The 16,925-nt window shown below is 43.6% G+C and carries 14 protein-coding genes; 6 read left to right on the top strand and 8 right to left on the bottom strand.

What is annotated here, in order from left to right:
- Positions 1-416 precede the first annotated feature (416 nt).
- On the bottom strand, positions 417-3,047 hold the full coding sequence (gene topA / locus OQJ86_RS00610; protein ID WP_038866755.1) for a type I DNA topoisomerase: 2,631 nt from the start codon (positions 3,045-3,047) through the stop codon (positions 417-419).
- 480 nt (positions 3,048-3,527) lie between these two features.
- Between topA and OQJ86_RS00605 the strand changes: the two genes are divergently transcribed.
- Positions 3,528-3,776, top strand: coding sequence for a YciN family protein (locus OQJ86_RS00605; RefSeq protein ID WP_104038016.1), 249 nt, complete (start codon positions 3,528-3,530; stop codon positions 3,774-3,776).
- A 63-nt stretch (positions 3,777-3,839) separates the two neighbouring features.
- On the opposite strand, the gene aroA is transcribed toward OQJ86_RS00605, so the two are convergent.
- Together aroA and OQJ86_RS00595 are read right to left on the bottom strand one after the other, a co-directional pair.
- A complete protein-coding gene (gene aroA / locus OQJ86_RS00600) occupies positions 3,840-5,120 on the bottom strand; it encodes a 3-phosphoshikimate 1-carboxyvinyltransferase (RefSeq protein ID WP_237303620.1) in 1,281 nt (426 codons plus the stop codon).
- Positions 5,121-5,280: 160 nt separating this feature from the next.
- Positions 5,281-5,757, bottom strand: coding sequence for a glycine zipper 2TM domain-containing protein (locus OQJ86_RS00595; RefSeq protein WP_038866750.1), 477 nt, complete (start codon positions 5,755-5,757; stop codon positions 5,281-5,283).
- A gap of 41 nt (positions 5,758-5,798) precedes the next feature.
- Between OQJ86_RS00595 and aat the strand changes: the two genes are divergently transcribed.
- The 3 genes from aat to infA all read left to right on the top strand — a co-directional run bounded on the left by aat (position 5,799) and on the right by infA (position 7,506).
- The gene (gene aat / locus OQJ86_RS00590; RefSeq protein ID WP_237303619.1) at positions 5,799-6,509 is read left to right on the top strand and encodes a leucyl/phenylalanyl-tRNA--protein transferase; all 711 of its coding nucleotides are present in this window, start codon (positions 5,799-5,801) and stop codon (positions 6,507-6,509) included.
- Complete coding sequence (locus tag OQJ86_RS00585) at positions 6,506-7,207, top strand: arginyltransferase (RefSeq protein WP_038875949.1); 702 nt, start codon at positions 6,506-6,508, stop codon at positions 7,205-7,207. Before aat ends, OQJ86_RS00585 begins: the two co-directional genes overlap by 4 nt.
- 80 nt (positions 7,208-7,287) lie before the next feature.
- The gene (gene infA, locus OQJ86_RS00580; protein ID WP_001040192.1) at positions 7,288-7,506 is read left to right on the top strand and encodes a translation initiation factor IF-1; all 219 of its coding nucleotides are present in this window, start codon (positions 7,288-7,290) and stop codon (positions 7,504-7,506) included.
- A gap of 186 nt (positions 7,507-7,692) precedes the next feature.
- On the opposite strand, the gene clpA is transcribed toward infA, so the two are convergent.
- On the bottom strand, positions 7,693-9,963 hold the full coding sequence (gene clpA / locus OQJ86_RS00575) for an ATP-dependent Clp protease ATP-binding subunit ClpA (RefSeq protein ID WP_265985131.1): 2,271 nt from the start codon (positions 9,961-9,963) through the stop codon (positions 7,693-7,695).
- 48 nt (positions 9,964-10,011) lie between these two features.
- Positions 10,012-10,332, bottom strand: a complete 321-nt coding sequence (gene clpS, locus OQJ86_RS00570) for an ATP-dependent Clp protease adapter ClpS (RefSeq protein ID WP_005427554.1) — start codon at positions 10,330-10,332, stop codon at positions 10,012-10,014.
- A gap of 698 nt (positions 10,333-11,030) precedes the next feature.
- Here clpS and cspD point away from each other — a divergent pair.
- Positions 11,031-11,249, top strand: a complete 219-nt coding sequence (cspD, locus tag OQJ86_RS00565) for a cold shock domain-containing protein CspD (protein ID WP_038866741.1) — start codon at positions 11,031-11,033, stop codon at positions 11,247-11,249.
- 169 nt (positions 11,250-11,418) lie between these two features.
- Here cspD and OQJ86_RS00560 read toward each other — a convergent pair whose 3' ends face one another.
- Complete coding sequence (locus tag OQJ86_RS00560) at positions 11,419-13,644, bottom strand: NADP-dependent isocitrate dehydrogenase (protein WP_265985126.1); 2,226 nt, start codon at positions 13,642-13,644, stop codon at positions 11,419-11,421.
- Between the two features lie 370 nt (positions 13,645-14,014).
- Between OQJ86_RS00560 and OQJ86_RS00555 the strand changes: the two genes are divergently transcribed.
- Positions 14,015-14,719 carry a pseudouridine synthase gene (locus tag OQJ86_RS00555; protein WP_039976242.1) on the top strand — a complete coding sequence of 235 codons (705 nt, stop codon included), beginning with the start codon at positions 14,015-14,017 and terminating at the stop codon, positions 14,717-14,719.
- Positions 14,720-14,789: 70 nt separating this feature from the next.
- Here OQJ86_RS00555 and OQJ86_RS00550 read toward each other — a convergent pair whose 3' ends face one another.
- Positions 14,790-15,467 (bottom strand): DUF2057 family protein, encoded by a 678-nt coding sequence (locus tag OQJ86_RS00550; protein WP_038866735.1) that lies wholly within the window; start codon positions 15,465-15,467, stop codon positions 14,790-14,792.
- Positions 15,468-15,543: 76 nt separating this feature from the next.
- Positions 15,544-16,569: a porin gene (locus OQJ86_RS00545; RefSeq protein WP_020195015.1), complete on the bottom strand. Its 1,026-nt coding sequence runs from the start codon at positions 16,567-16,569 to the stop codon at positions 15,544-15,546.
- Between the last annotated feature and the right edge of the window lie 356 nt (positions 16,570-16,925).

Here is a 16,925-nt window from a genome sequence, read left to right as displayed (position 1 = left end):
GCGGTATAAACAAAAAAAGCTATTGCACATCCTCTATGCAGGCACCTTATTTATTTTTTATTCTCAGCACCAAATAGCAGCATACAGTTGCATTATTTGTGTAATAAGTTATCGAACTGGAACTAAATTACAATTTTAAATACGCCATTCTGTGTGACATACAGATGTTACTTACTCAAGACGATATCTTGATCACACAACGGGACGCAAACGATTACATTGTGAAAACAATTTACAAACCGATTGACTACACAAGTGCAGTTTTGCGACAGGATACGATGAAACTATGACCGGAAGATGAAAATAAAAATGCAGGGAGTTGAAGTGAGTCGTATTGATATAACTTATAAAACAGCAGGAATTTACGAAAAAAATAAGGCAGCGAATTCGCTGCCTTATTTCATTTGAACCATTAATTATGCTTTGGCTTTTTTACGTTTGTCGGTGATTTCCCATTTACCGTCAATGTAAAGTGCAGTCCAGCCACTTGGTTTGCCATCGTCTTCCGTTCGCACATAGTTCTCTTTGCTCTTACGGCTAAATCGAACCACTGTCGGACGACCATCAGGGTCAGCAACTGGCGCAGTCGTTAGGTACTTGAACTTCTCAGGCAAACGCTCTTCAAAGCGTGCTAGTTCTGACACTAACGGTGCACGAGTCTCACGCGATTTAGGGAAGTTACTTGCTGCCATGAATAAGCCAGAAGCACCATCACGCAAAACAAAGTACGCATCCGAGTTTTCGCATGGCAGTTCAGGGAAATGAACTGGGTCTTCTTTCGGTGGCGCAACTTCGCCATTTTTCAGAATCTTACGAGTGTTCTTACACGTTTCACTCGTACAATCCATGTATTTACCGAAACGACCGTTCTTAAGCACCATGTCAGAGCCACACTTGTCACACTCGACAACTGGGCCATCGTAGCCTTTCACCTTAAACTCGCCGTGTTCAACGATGTAGCCTTCACAGTTCGGGTTATTACCACAAACATGCATCTTGCGCTTATCGTCGATTAGATACGCATCCATCGCTGTTTCACAGATAGGACAACGCTTTTTAGCACGCAGTGCCGCTGTTTCAACGTCCTCTTCAAGAACATTGATGATGCCGTCTTCATCACCCAAGTTGATCGTTGTCTTACAACGTTCTTTCGGTGGTAATGCATAACCAGAACAACCAAGGAATACACCCGTTGAAGCGGTACGAATACCCATTGGACGGCTACATGTCGGACACTCAATATCTGTCATCACAATGTGATTCAGCTTCATGCCACCTTCAGTTTCGTCTTGCTCTGCTTGTTCTAGGTCACCAGTAAAGTCAGTGAAAAAGTTATCAAGAACCGATTTCCACTTCACCTCACCTTCTGCGATTTGGTCAAGCTTTTGCTCCATACGTGCAGTGAAGTCATAGTTCATTAGATCGTTGAAGCTATCATCTAGGCGGTCTGTCACGATCTCACCCATCTTCTCTGCGTAGAAGCGGCGTTGTTCAACTTTTACGTAACCACGATCTTGAATCGTAGAAATGATTGACGCGTAGGTTGAAGGTCGGCCAATGCCACGTTTCTCTAACTCTTTAACGAGAGCTGCTTCAGTAAAGCGCGCAGGTGGCTTTGTGAAGTGTTGTTTCGGGTCAAGAGACTCAAGGTTCAGCTTATCACCCAATTGGACCGCAGGAAGAATCGTGTCTTCATTTTTGCCCATTGGACGCTGAACACGAGTCCAACCATCGAACTTCAGAATGCGGCCTTTCGCTTTTAGCGTGTATTCCGCTGCTTTTACGCTGATGGTCGTCGAATCGTATTCTGCTGGTGTCATTTGACAGGCAACGAATTGGTTCCAGATCAACGAGTACAGTTTATGCGCATCTGCATCAACACCTTGTAGGTCTTCTGCTTTCACCGCAACATCGGAAGGACGAATCGCTTCGTGCGCTTCTTGTGCACCTTCTTTGCTGCCATAAGTTAATGGTTTAGCTGGAAGGTATTTGTCACCAAATTCTGAACCGATAAATCCACGAACCGCATCCACCGCCTCTGAACTCAGGTTTGTCGAGTCGGTACGCATATAAGTGATGTAACCCGCTTCATACAAACGCTGAGCGAGCATCATGGTTTTCTTCACACCGTAGCCAAGACGTGTACTTGCCGCTTGCTGTAATGTCGACGTAATGTAAGGCGCAGACGGTTTGCTCTTCGTCGGGCGGTCTTCACGCTTACACACTTCGTAGCTTGCGTTTTCAAGTACAGACATTGCAGCTTTAGTTTCCGCCTCATTCACAGGCTTAAATGCAGTGCCTTCTTTTTGCGCCACGAGCAACTTAAATGCTGTCTTATCTTTTGTATGAGTGTTTGCGTGAATATCCCAGAACTCTTCTGGAATAAATGCGTTAATCTCGCGCTCACGTTCAACCAATAGCTTAACAGCCACTGACTGCACTCGGCCCGCAGACAAACCACGCGCCACTTTCTTCCATAGCAATGGAGAAACCATGAAACCGACTACGCGGTCCATGAAACGACGTGCTTGCTGCGCGTTCACGCCATCCATATTCAACTCACCAGGAGTCTGGAAAGCTTGTTGGATAGCATTCTTTGTAATCTCGTTAAAAACTACACGTTTGTATCGCTCTTCATCGCCACCGATGATCTCACGAAGGTGCCATGCGATAGCTTCCCCTTCGCGGTCCAAATCGGTTGCGAGATAGACGTGATCAGCATCTTTGGCTAGTTTTTGCAGTTCACTAACGACTTTTTCTTTACCCGGAAGGATTTGATAGTTCGCTTCCCAGTCATGATATGGGTTAATCCCCATTTTCTTGATCAGAGCTTTACGGTCTTTTTCTTTTTTGACACGCGCTTTTTCTTCCGGGCTCATTCCTTTCGTAGAAATTGCCGCGGCTTTTTTCTCACCAGTGCTTTGACCGGCCGTAGGCAGATCACGCACGTGACCAACACTAGACTTAACAATAAAGTCTTTACCAAGGTATTTGTTTATCGTCTTAGCCTTGGCTGGTGACTCCACTATAACGAGCGATTTACCCATAACTGACTCTAACGTCCTTCATAATAATGCGGGTGAAAACTCCAAAAAGAGCCTACCCGCATAATGTTCTATTTCATTGCTTCTTTTTTTACTATTGTGCGAGATGAAAAGAAGATCAACTGCTTTTTTGAAATTCAGATCCGATTGGTTGACAATTCATCGCCTTTATACTTTAACAAGGCAGGGTTCTGCAAAAGGTCTTGAGCGGCATATACTAAGCAGGCAAAGTTTCTGCCCGCTAGTCGAATTCAATAAATTTTGTCTCTCATCACAAAATATTTTTTCTTTCGCTATCAGAACGTAACCTTAGATCATGACAGCGAAATAAGCATCATTAGCATATGAGAATGCTTTGCGGTTTTTCTTCTATATTAATGTGTGCTTTGTAGCAAACACGTAATCACAAATTTACCTCTGCAAAGCCACGGCAATTGTAGGTATACTGCGGCCAATTAAGTTTCATTGAATGACGAGAACGCTATGTCTGATAGAAAACACATTGAAAGATTCGACCTCCTGTTGATCGCAAACCAAATCATCCAAGAGCACGAGGATTTTATCGAAGGAATGCGTGCCACAAGCGTAGAAGAAAAAGAGGATGTTTTGGTGTTTAAAGGTGAGTATTTCCTAGACGATAAAGGCCTACCGACGCCCAAAACCACTGCGGTATTCAATATGTTTAAATACCTAGCGCATCATCTTTCAAAAGAGTTCACACTAAGTAAATAAGCTTTTGAAATTTCATCAAAAAAGCCAGAGTATCCACTCTGGCTTTTTCTTTCAATAAGTGAGTTAACAACTCAGTGCTTTCAACTTATCAAAGTAGTCAGGGAATGTCTTTGACGTACACTTAGGATCGTTAATCGTCACAGGTGTATCGCTTAGCGCCACCAGAGAAAAACACATCGCCATACGGTGATCATCGTAGGTGTCAATCGCCGCATGCGTAAGCTGTGGTACAGGCTTAACGATGATGTAATCCTCACCCTCTTCCACTTCTGCACCGACTTTACGAAGTTCAGTTGCCATTGCAGATAGACGGTCAGTTTCTTTTACGCGCCAGTTGTACACGTTACGAATCGCGGTTGTACCTTCAGCGAATAATGCAGTCGTTGCGATTGTCATTGCTGCATCTGGGATATGATTGTAGTCCATATCGATGCCTTTCAATTGACCAACACGAGAAATGACGTAGTCTTCACCCCACTCGATTTCAGCACCCATTTTCTCCAGTGCGTCAGCGAATTGGATATCGCCTTGAATGCTGTTTTTACCAATGCCAGTGACTTTGACCTCACCACCTTTTATCGCTGCTGCAGCCAAGAAATAAGAAGCCGATGATGCATCACCTTCTACCAAAAAGTCACCCGGCGCAATGTATTGCTGACCAGCAGGAATAACAAACTCTTGGTAGTCGTTATTGATCACTTCTACACCAAACTGCTTCATGATATGCAGCGTGATATCGATGTAAGGCTTTGAAACCAATTCGCCTTCAATATTGATGCGAATTTCGCTCTCAGCCAAAGGCGCTGACATTAAAAATGCTGTTAAAAATTGGCTAGAAATCGAACCATCAATCGATACAGAACCAGATTTGAGACCAGTGCCGACGATTTTCAGTGGTGGGTAGTTTTCGTTTTCTAGGTAAGTAATGTCTGCACCAGCCGTTTGAAGGGCTGTCACTAGGTGACCGATCGGACGCTCTTTCATACGAGGTTCACCAGTCAGAACATACTCACCATGTCCAAGACACAATGCTGCGGCAAGCGGGCGCATCGCTGTCCCCGCGTTACCAAGAAATAGCTCTACTGGTTCAGAAACTGAAAATGGACGACCAAGACCTTCTACAACACATTCTGTTTTGTCTTCAGACAGTTGGTACTGCACACCAAGCTTAGTCAGTGCATTCAACATATGGCGAATGTCATCGCTATCTAGAAGGTTGGTCAAACGAGTCGTGCCTTTTGCAAGGGCAGCGAGAAGCAGAGCTCGGTTAGAAACGCTTTTCGATCCAGGAAGATTCACTTCCCCTTGAATTTTGTTGATAGGTTGTAACGTTAGGCTTTCCATTGAAAGTAGATAATCCTTTGTGCCCTCTTTCGATTTTATTAGAGAGCTAAACAATTCTTCGTGAATTCAGACTAACGAAAAAACCAACACAAAACCAGAGTAAATCCATGCTAATTTTTGAATAATTAGTCAGCTCAAAAATTAGTATGCTAACGTCAGCTTAATAAGCGATATCGACCCTTACACCGTCGTCAAAATATAGGATTCGCACATCGTCACCACGGTTAAACAACATACTATTGTCCACGTCTTGAATCACATTAATTAGCTTGTTGCCGTCTACCTTGACCAGTAATTCAACCAATTTATATTCAACCGTATATTCGTAGTTATTACGGTTTTTGACCACGGCCGCACCTGCCAACGCGCCAACTGCGGTTGCGACTTCTTTACCTGTACCACCACCAAACTGGTTACCAACTAAGCCACCAATGGTCGCACCGAGTAGTGTTTCCCAACCGTTGCTTTGCGACTGTTTAACTTCTTGTTGAGTAATGTATCGCACAGAATCAACCTTGCCATACACCACTTGATTCACTGGTTTTGCGACATTTCTTTCATAAGCTGCATTGGCGAAAAATGGTAAAAACAGTATGATCCATGCCCATCGTTTTGCGCTAAGTATTGCTCTGCTCATATTTCATTCCTATAGGCTTTGATGTTGGTAAACTCTTCTTTATGGCTATTTATTTAACTGAACTTGATGACTCTTTTGCCTTCCCTTCTCCCTATGAGGCCCTACACGACCCAAATGGCTTGTTAGCATTTGGGGGCGATCTCAATCCTCAAAGGATCCTAACGGGTTACCATCAAGGAATCTTCCCTTGGTATGGGCCTGGAGAACCAATCTTATGGTGGAGTCCATCTCCGAGAGCGGTTTTTGACACAGCAACTTTCACTCCATCAAAGAGCCTTAAAAAGTTTCAGCGTAAACAACAGTATAAAGTAACGCTAAACAATGCAACCGAGCACGTAATTGAATTGTGCGCTTCTACCCGTCCAGCGGAAGAAACATGGCTCAATCCGGAGATGCAAGCTTCCTATATTGCGCTTGCCAAGCAAGGACACTGCCACTCAGTAGAAGTATGGCACGATGATCAATTGGTCGGGGGGTTGTATGGTATCAGCGTCGGCCAACTTTTCTGTGGTGAGTCGATGTTCAGTCTCAAAGACAACGCTTCTAAAGTTGCATTGTGGTATTTATGCGAACATTTGGCGTCAAACCAAGGCCAATTAATCGATTGTCAGGTGATGAACCCTCACCTGCGATCCCTTGGAGCCTTTGAACTTGAGCGTGACGATTTCGTACAAAAACTACTATCTTTAAGGGATAAGAAAATTAATTTGGAAACGTTCGAACCACAAACTTTGCAAGGCGCTGAATCATGAGCACGGATCTTCAACAAATTCGTATCGGGTTGACCAACAATCACCCATGCAGCTACCTACCGGAGCGCCAAGAGCGCGTTGCAGTGGCGCTAGATCCTAGTTTACACAGCGACCAGAACTACCAAATACTCATGGCCAATGGGTTTCGTCGCAGTGGCGACACGATTTACAAACCTCACTGTGAGCAGTGTAATGCTTGTCAGCCGATAAGGATTGCTGTGCCCGATTTCATCCGTTCTAAAAGCCAAAAGCGTTTATTGAACAAAGCGAAGACCATTCAATGGGAAATGAAATCTGAGCTCGATGATGCATGGTTCGATTTATACAGTCGATATATTTGTAAACGCCACAAAGATGGCACTATGTATCCACCGAAAGAAGATGAGTTCGCAAGATTTGCGCAAACGACTTGGTTGAAGACGGGTTTTCTCCATTTATACACGGATTCTGGGCAATTAATCGCCGTCGCAGTTACCGATATAATGGAGAATTGTTCAAGCGCCTTTTACACCTTCTATGACCCTGATTTTTCCTTATCTCTCGGTACGTTAGCTGTGTTGTATCAGATTGAGTTTTGCCAGCAACAGAACAAACATTGGCTTTATTTGGGCTATCAAATCGATGAATGTCCGGCAATGAACTACAAAACTCGCTTTCAACGACACCAAAGGCTAGTAAATCAGCGTTGGCAAGGGTAGAATACGCCCCAACTTTACATAATTACTGTTTAGCGGCAAAATAAGCGCGCTAATACCGCCTAATTTCTAAAGAGGATTAAATGGCTAAAGAAGACGTAATTGAGATGCAAGGCACTGTGCTTGACACTCTACCAAACACTATGTTCCGCGTTGAACTTGAAAACGGTCACGTTGTGACTGCACATATCTCTGGCAAGATGCGTAAGAACTACATCCGTATCCTTACTGGTGATAAAGTAACTGTAGAGATGACTCCATACGACCTATCTAAAGGCCGCATCGTCTTCCGTGCTCGTTAATCTCTGATTTTCGAATACAATAAAAAACGGAGCTCAAGGCTCCGTTTTTTATTGTCTGTTTTTTTGCTCTCAATACCAAGCTTATTTTTGGGAGTTTCAATACACTCCACAGGCTTGCTCCATTCTTGCAGACACAAAAAAGCGCACACCTAGGCGCACGCTTTTAAAATAGATTTCAACAGAGAATTAGTGAAGTGCTGCTTCTTTCTCGCTTAGGCATTCAAACTTAAGTTCGTCTTTCACAAGCGTTACTCTCACTGTTCCGCCATCTACAAGTGAACCAAACAACAGTTCATTTGCCAGAGGTTTCTTAAGCTGCTCTTGGATAACACGCCCCATAGGACGAGCTCCCATCGCTTTGTCATAGCCTCTATCCGCCAACCAATGGCGAGCGTCTTGAGACACTTCCATTGATACGCCGCGAGCATCCAATTGTACTTGAAGCTCAACAATGAACTTATCAACAACTTGATGAATGACTGTTTCGTCCAGGCTATTGAACCAAATGATATTATCTAGACGGTTACGGAATTCAGGTGTGAACACCTTCTTAATTTCCGCCATCGCGTCATGACTGTGGTCCTGTTGGATCAGACCGATCGATTTCTTCTCAGTTTCAGCTACACCAGCATTGGTTGTCATAACAAGGATCACGTTACGGAAATCCGCTTTGCGACCGTTATTATCTGTTAGCGTACCGTTATCCATGACTTGCAGCAGCAAATTAAAGATATCTGGGTGTGCTTTTTCGATTTCATCAAGCAGAACCACTGAGTGCGGGTGTTTTAGCACCGCATCAGTCAGCAAGCCACCTTGATCGTAACCAACATAACCTGGGGGTGCACCAATCAGACGACTCACAGAATGACGTTCACCATACTCAGACATATCAAAACGAAGAAGCTCAATGCCTAATAGTTTAGAAAGCTGAACCGTCACTTCTGTTTTACCTACCCCAGTTGGACCGGCAAACAAGAATGAACCAACAGGCTTGTTATCAACGCCTAAACCAGCACGAGATAGCTTGATCGCCTCTGACAGTGCGTCAATCGCATTGTCTTGGCCAAAGACCAGCATCTTCATCTTGTCATCAAGGTTCTTCAGAATGTCTTTGTCAGACGACGACACAGATTTCTCTGGAATACGCGCCATCTTCGCAACCATGGATTCGATGTCTGCAACGCCAACCGTCTTCTTACGACGACTCGCCGGCGCTAAACGGCTGCGTGCACCAGCTTCATCAATCACGTCGATCGCTTTATCTGGCAAATGACGTTCATTGATGTATTTTGCCGATAACTCAACCGCTGCACGTAGCGCTTTGTTGGTGTAACGGACTTCATGGTGCGCTTCGTATTTTGGTTTCAAACCAATTAGGATCTTCGTCGTATCGTCCAGCGATGGCTCTACGACATCTATCTTTTGGAAACGGCGAGACAACGCGCGCTCTTTTTCAAAGATGTTGCTGTACTCTTGGTAAGTTGTCGAACCGATACAACGCAGTTTACCGCTACTCAGCAGAGGTTTGATTAGGTTCGCTGCATCAACTTGACCACCAGAAGCTGCACCTGCACCAATGATGGTGTGAATTTCATCAATAAACAGAATCGCGTCTTCTTCTTTCTCAAGCTGCTTCAAGACTGACTTAAAGCGTTTCTCGAAATCACCACGATATTTTGTACCAGCAAGCAAAGAGCCGATATCTAGAGAATAGATAACACTGTTTTGAATCACTTCTGGTACTTGGCCTTCAACAATTCTCCAAGCTAGACCCTCAGCGATTGCTGTTTTACCAACGCCTGCTTCACCAACTAGCAACGGGTTGTTTTTACGTCGGCGACAAAGAACTTGAATAGTACGTTCTAGCTCTTTATCTCGCCCGATGAGTGGATCGATATTACCAGCTTTCGCGACTTGGTTTAGGTTAGTCGCAAAGCTTTCCAATCGTTCTTCTGGATTCGTTTCTTCTGGCGCTTCTGAGCCAAAGGAGTCAGACGAAGATGGGTCTTCATTAGAACCCGAAGCTTTTGTGATGCCGTGGGAAATGAAGTTAACGATGTCTAAACGAGAGATGTCGTTCTTCTTCAATAGATAAGCAGCGTGAGATTCTTGCTCACTAAAGATAGCAACAAGTACATTTGCACCGGTTACTTCACTACGACCAGACGACTGTACATGGAAAACGGCGCGCTGAAGTACACGCTGAAAGCTCAATGTCGGCTGGGTTTCGCGCGTCTCGTCACTTTCTGGGATGAGTGGCGTTGTTTGGTCGATAAAAATATCGAGTTCATTGCGCAAAGCATCAAGATCCGCTTTGCAGGCTAGTAGGGCTTCCTTAGCTGCATCATTCTCCAATAATGCAAGTAGGAGGTGTTCGACAGTCATAAACTCGTGGCGTTTATCACGTGCACGAGCGAATGCACCGTTAAGGCTTGATTCTAGTTCTTTATTTAGCATAAGTACCTCCCGAAAGAACAACTTTGGTTGCTCGAGCAAGTCTTCTTATTACGCTTGCTCCATAGTACATAGTAGCGGATGCTCATTTTCCCTTGAGTACATCGTCACTTGCGCTACTTTTGTCTCAGCAATCTCTGCGCTATATGTGCCACAGATTGCCTTTCCTTCATAGTGGATCTTGAGCATGATTTGCGTTGCTTTATCAATATCATGCGAGAAGAATCGCTCAAGTACCTCTATGACGAAATCCATAGGTGTGTAGTCATCATTGTTTAGAACTACGTTGTACAGCTTAGGTGGCTGAACTTTCGTACTTTCTCGCTCCAGAAGATCAGAGTCTGGAGTCACCCATTCAAAATTTTTACTCATGGCAATTCAAAGATATCGTATCAAAGGGTTGATGTTTTTAACCTATAAAAACAATCTACCATAAGCATGCCATGCGGTGTAGTGAGATGTGGCACCTAATTGGACTTTGATAGATAAAATTTATGTCCTTACATAGAGACTAATGCACCTCTGGCAGGGGCGCAAATAAAAGATTTTTATCCCAACACATGCTTATTTTTGCGGTTGTGTTTACCAAATTTCGACTCACTTCACTTATATTAATTAGTGCTCCGATAAGAAAGAAGATCACATTTAATGGTTGATAATCGGTTATTTATCACGAAAACGTCATTTTTTATTCATTCAGTAGAATCTTCTAATGTAATCAACTTGGTTAGTATGCCTCCCCCCTATATCAACACCTTGCAGTCCTTTTAACTAAAAGCTTACGCATGCGGCAGAAACACTTTGCAAAATTGTTAATCTCAAAAGTGATTTGTTTTCAATAATGTTTCCGATTGTTGCCTTTGACTATTGACTGTCAGAATTCATTGACTACAGTGGAAAGTGTTGATGCATAAATCCTCATTTTGAATTTGTTGGATTTCTAACAATTTGATGAATATGGAAGTGCCCAACTCGACGTGTGTTAGTGAACGCTAGCAATGAGACCAAGCTAAAGGTATGGCTTGGTGTTGTAACAACATCAGTAAAAAATGCATGAGGGATGTAAAAGCATGGCTACAGGTACAGTAAAGTGGTTTAACAATGCCAAAGGATTTGGGTTTATCTGTTCAGATGAAGAGGAAGGAGACATCTTTGCCCACTACTCAACTATCCAAATGGACGGTTATCGTACACTGAAAGCAGGCCAACAAGTCTCATACGAGATTGAAAAAGGTCCAAAGGGCTCACACGCTAGCAGCGTTGTTCCAATAGAAGCCCAAGCCAAATAACTAGAGCGCTGTCGGAAAGACAAAACCATTTGCTCTCATAACACTGGCTTTACCTTCTAGTGTTATGAAGAGAAAAATAAACCCGCCTATGAGCGGGTTTATTACGTTTGTAAAAGCACTAAACTAAGTAACATACAAACGCGCTACCGAAATAGCGCGAAATCAATGCTTACTTGTTAATGATGCCGTTCAACGTCGTACTTGGACGCATTAGTGTTGATGCAAGAGCATCATCTAGCGCGTAGTAACCACCGAGTTCACCTTTTACACCTTGTGCGTTGTTCAACTCAGCAACAATCGCTTCTTCTTGTTCTGCAAGGGCTTTAGCAACTGGTGCGAATTCAGCAGCCAGTTCTGCATCTGCACTTTGTTCCGCCAAAGCTTTCGCCCAATACGTCGCAAGGTAGTAGTGGCTACCGCGGTTATCCAACTCACCCACTTTACGTGACGGTGATTTATTCTCGTCTAGGAATTCACCTGTCGCTTTGTCCAATGCCTCAGCCAGAACCTGAGCTTTCGCATTACCAGCAACTGTACTTAGGTGCTCCAATGATGCAGCTAGAGCAAGGAACTCACCCAGAGAATCCCAACGCAAGTGGTTTTCTTTCTCAACTTGTTGGACGTGTTTTGGCGCAGAGCCACCAGCACCAGTTTCAAATAAACCACCGCCGTTCATTAGTGGAACAATTGACAGCATTTTCGCAGAAGTACCCAGTTCCAAAATCGGGAATAGATCCGTTAGGTAGTCACGAAGTACGTTACCTGTTACAGAAATGGTGTCTAGCCCCTCTTTAATGCGCTCTAGAGAGAATTGACATGCATCGATTGGCGCTAGAACCTTGATCTCTAAACCTGAAGTGTCGTGCTCAGGAAGGTATGCATTCACTTTCTTGATCAGTTCAGCATCGTGTGCACGCGCTTCGTCTAACCAAAACACCGCTGGTACACCTGTTGCACGTGCGCGAGTGACGGCAAGTTTCACCCAATCTTGGATTGGCGCGTCTTTCACCTGACACATACGGAAGATGTCACCTGCTTCGACAGTTTGCTCAAGAAGAACCGCACCAGAAGTGTCGACAACACGTACAGTACCAGCAGCGTCTAGGATAAATGTCTTATCATGTGAGCCGTATTCTTCTGCTTTCTGAGCCATTAGACCCACGTTTGGCACGCTGCCCATTGTAGTTGGGTCAAATGCACCGTGTTCTTTACAGAAATCGATAACCGCTTGGTAGATACCCGCATAGCTACGATCTGGGATCATCGCTTTCGTGTCTTTTTGCTTACCATCTGGTCCCCACATCTGGCCAGAAGCACGAAGCATTGCTGGCATAGATGCATCAACGATAATGTCACTCGGTACGTGGAGATTAGTAATACCACGATCAGAGTCAACCATCGCAAGCGCTGGTTGACTCTCGTATACCGCTAAAATAGCTGCTTCAATTTCCGCTTTTTGTTCAGCAGGTAGAGATTCAATCTTAGTATAAACATCACCAAGACCGTTGTTTACATCTACACCAAGTTCTTCAAATAGCTTGCCGTATTTTGCGAAAACGTCTTTGTAGTACACTTTAACTGCGTGGCCAAAGATAACTGGGTCCGATACCTTCATCATGGTTGCTTTCATGTGAAGAGACAGAAGGACGTCTTGCTGTTTTGCTTCTGCAATTTCTTTCTCGAAGAACTCAACAAGCGCTTTCTTGTTCATGACTGAACAATCGATCACTTCTTTGTCTTGCAGAGGGAATGCTGATTTAAGTTCTTTTGCCGAACCGTCAGCAGCGACGAATTCAATTTTAACGTCAGTAGCACCAGTAATGGTCGTCGATTTTTCGCTACCGAAGAAGTCATCTCCTGTCATGCTTGATACATGAGATTGAGACTCAGCTGACCATGCACCCATTGAGTGTGGGTTTTTCTTCGCGTAATTCTTAACTGATAATGGAGCACGACGGTCAGAGTTACCTTCACGAAGCACCGGGTTTACCGCACTACCTTTGATTTTGTCGTAAGTCGCTTTAATTGCTTCTTCTTCGTAAGTGGTCGGTTCTTCAGGGTAGTTTGGAAGCTCATACCCTTTCGCTTGCAACTCTTTGATTGCGGCTTTTAGTTGAGGAATTGAAGCCGAAATGTTTGGAAGCTTAATGATGTTCGCTTCCGGTGTTTTCGCTAACTCGCCAAGTTCTGCTAGAGCATCACCAATACGTTGTTCTTCTTTTAAATGCTCTGGGAAGTTAGCGATAATGCGTCCCGCTAGCGAAATATCACGAGTGTCTACGTTGATGCCAGACGATGCGGTAAACGATTGAATGATTGGTAGTAATGAATAGGTTGCTAACGCCGGGGCTTCATCAGTGATTGTATAGATAATTGTAGGTTTTTCTGTAGGCATGAAATTTCCCTATTTTTTACTCAACTTAGCTGAACTTCTCAGCAACTGAGTTCGTTGAATTGACGCATTGCTTAACGTTAGTAGTGCATTCCTCCTCACCAACGCGACATGCGGTTTGCACTCTTTCTTATAGTTTGAAGCTCTATGGCTCTATATCCATGAGTGCACTTGGTGCCAAGCTTACTTTGGTGTCCATTTCCGTTAGAAATGTCTCACTAAAGCAACTTAGCTATATCATTAAACAAATAACACGAAATAGTCTATTATTCTCTGCGCTTTTGTTAGTTTTAGGCGCGCAAATGATAGCCGATAACAAGAAAACATAAAACTTTCAAACACAGTTCATTTACATTTTTGCAAGGTAGTTAACATGTCATCTCGCTCGGGTCATGAAAAAGGTCGCGGTACTCACCAATCAAAAACAAGTCATTTTAAACGCTCTGGAAAAGCAAACCACTCAAATGGACAAGCGAAAAATCGAAAAAGTCGCCCTGCCCGCGCTTCAAAAACATCTAAGCCACGCATTGCCCTAGAAGATCGCAAAGTGATCATTTTTAATAAGCCGTATGACACGTTGAGCCAGTTCACTGATGGAGATGGTCGCAAAACGCTAGCCGACTTTATTCCAGTGAAAGATGTGTATGCCGCAGGCCGCTTAGATCGAGACAGCGAAGGATTGATGGTCTTAACAAACGATGGCATTTTGCAAGCGAAGTTGACGCAGCCCCAATCAAAATCACCAAAAACTTACTGGGTACAAGTGGATGGAGCCCCTAAAGAAGAAGACTTGGAGATGCTACGTAAAGGCGTAGAGCTAAAAGATGGCGTAACCTTACCAGCAAAAGTAGAAGTGATGCCTGAACCAGAGATCTGGGATAGGACTCCACCTGTCCGATTCCGAGCAAACATTCCAACCACGTGGTTAGCGATTACTATCATAGAAGGAAGAAACCGTCAGGTAAGACGTATGACTGCACATATCGGTTTTCCGACACTGCGACTCGTACGCTACTCGATGGGAGGGATTGAGTTACACAACCTCAAACCTGGCGAGTGGAAAGAAATAACGCTCTAACAATAAACATCAAAAAACATAAAAGCAGACTTTTGTCTGCTTTTTTAGTTTTTATCGTCACCAATAACGATTATTGTTGAGCAACCCACTTTTTAAAGGTTTCTTTTTCTTGTGGAGTGGCCTTTTGGTACATCGTCTTAAGTAGATCAACCATTTGGCTGTCTTGTGCAGTCGCAGATTTCGTGTCGACTACCGCAACCGCTTTAGGCTCTACGCCTGTAACAGCTTGGCTGTGTTGGTTTACTGTCACATATGTCACAGCAACCCCAGCGACACCGCCTGCAATATTATAGTTGCGAGCTTCCTGAGCATAGTTACGACCAATTTGAACGCCATCGGACTCAAGAACGTCTTCAACAAGGTCGATTGGCTGGCCTTTAGAGTCTAGTAGTTGCCACTCTAAAGGAGAGATGTTGGTTTGTGCTTGGCGATAGGTTTTGAACTTTGGTAGTTCAAATTTCAGTTCTTCGTCTTTTACATCAAACTTGGCAATAATGGCGTCGCCATAAACCCCTTTGATATCATCACCAATCTCAAATTCTGGTTGATACTTGAAGACAATTTGGTTGGTACCGTCAGGAATCTCTATTGTTTTCTCATCCGAAAACAAACCACCCTCCAACTTTGGCTTCTCCATATTTACCGCAAGTAATTTTACGTCTTCAGGAACCACCAAGGTCGTTGCAGCATATAAGTTTGTACTGGCTAGAACAGAAAGTGTGATTGCCACTTTTAATGATAACTGCATAGAAATTAAATCCTTATCTCCAATAGTAAAAGACCCAGCATAAAGCTGGGTCTTACAATATCAAACTGGGTTTTGATTACCAGTAGAAACGTGCACCAACACCGAAGTCAGTTTTGCTGTCTGTCTTCACGTTGTCAGTTGAAGTTTCTTCAAATACGTATGCGCCTTCAACGAATACGCGAGCCCATTTAGAGAACTTGTACTCAACACCAGCGTAGAAACGTGAATCATCACCGTCTACAGTACCAGCTTGGTCAGAAGAAGACATTACTAGCTCGTAACCAGAGTAAAGAGTTGTCTTAGGAGCTACTGCAAACATACCTGCTAGAGAGATACCATGAGAATCAACAGTCTCGTCTGAGATCTTGTTCTCGTCTTCGTTGTAGTAGTATGTTGCACCAAGAGTGTGCTCACCTAGAGCGTACTCACCAGTTACTTCAAAAGATAGGTTTTCTGAATCGTGAGCAACCTTGTTTACCGCAATCTTGTTTACAGAAGAAAGGATACCAGCGTGCATAGATAGGTCACCGAAAGACTTACCTACGAATACTTCACGAACTTCTTCGTTCTTGTCTTTCTCGCCTAGAGCGTAACCCGCTTTTAGCCAGAATGCGTCGTTTTCGAATGCGTATTTAATTTGAGAGTCGTTGTTCCACTCGTGTCCGTAAAGTAGAGCAGAGCCACCGAAGAAGTAAGAGTAATCCGCACCGTAAACGTCATCTGCGAAAGTACCTTCTTTACCGAAGCGGATAGTACCCATTTCGCCCATGTCGAAACCGAAGATGTGGCGACGAACGAATACAGTGTCGTCAGTACGCTCACTTGAATCAGCACCAGCGCCGTAGTTATCACCTAGAGCTACACCGATTTCAACTTCACCTAGAACTTTTAGGCTATCGTTTACAACGTAAACACCGTTTACACCCATACGTGAAGAGCTAGTGTTTAGCTCTGCAGTGTGGTCTGTGCTGTCTAGGAATAGAAGAGTTGGACGTAGCTGACCGTAGAAATCTACAGAACCTTCGTCAGATTTGAATACTTCAGCCGCATTCACAGTAGTTGCTGTAGCAGCAACCGCTAGTGCTAAAAGAGTCTTTTTCATATTTAATCCACTGCCTTTTCTTAGTTCGGGATATCCTTGTCCGATTCCCTTTTTTTATATTTTTGAGGTAGCTTGTTATCGAAACGTAACAATGCTTTACCTACAAAATCTGGGCACTAGAGTGCAAAAGATTATTCTGACTGTCAAATTTTCTAAATAGTTTTATCAAAAAACAAAAATAACCTTTAAATACAAAGTCTTGCGCATTTACATTTAAAATATTCGATGAAGTTCTAAACAATGAACTTGATTTTTCTTAATTTAGTAATTCATTAATAACAAATAGAAAACACCTTTCAATTGCCATGCAACAATAAACTTTAGAATAAAACACTACAAAGGTATCATTTTTGAAG

It is taken from the genome of Vibrio sp. Sgm 5, from assembly GCF_026241575.1.
Classification (GTDB): domain Bacteria; phylum Pseudomonadota; class Gammaproteobacteria; order Enterobacterales; family Vibrionaceae; genus Vibrio; species Vibrio jasicida.
This window is presented reverse-complemented; position numbering and strand designations above follow the sequence as displayed.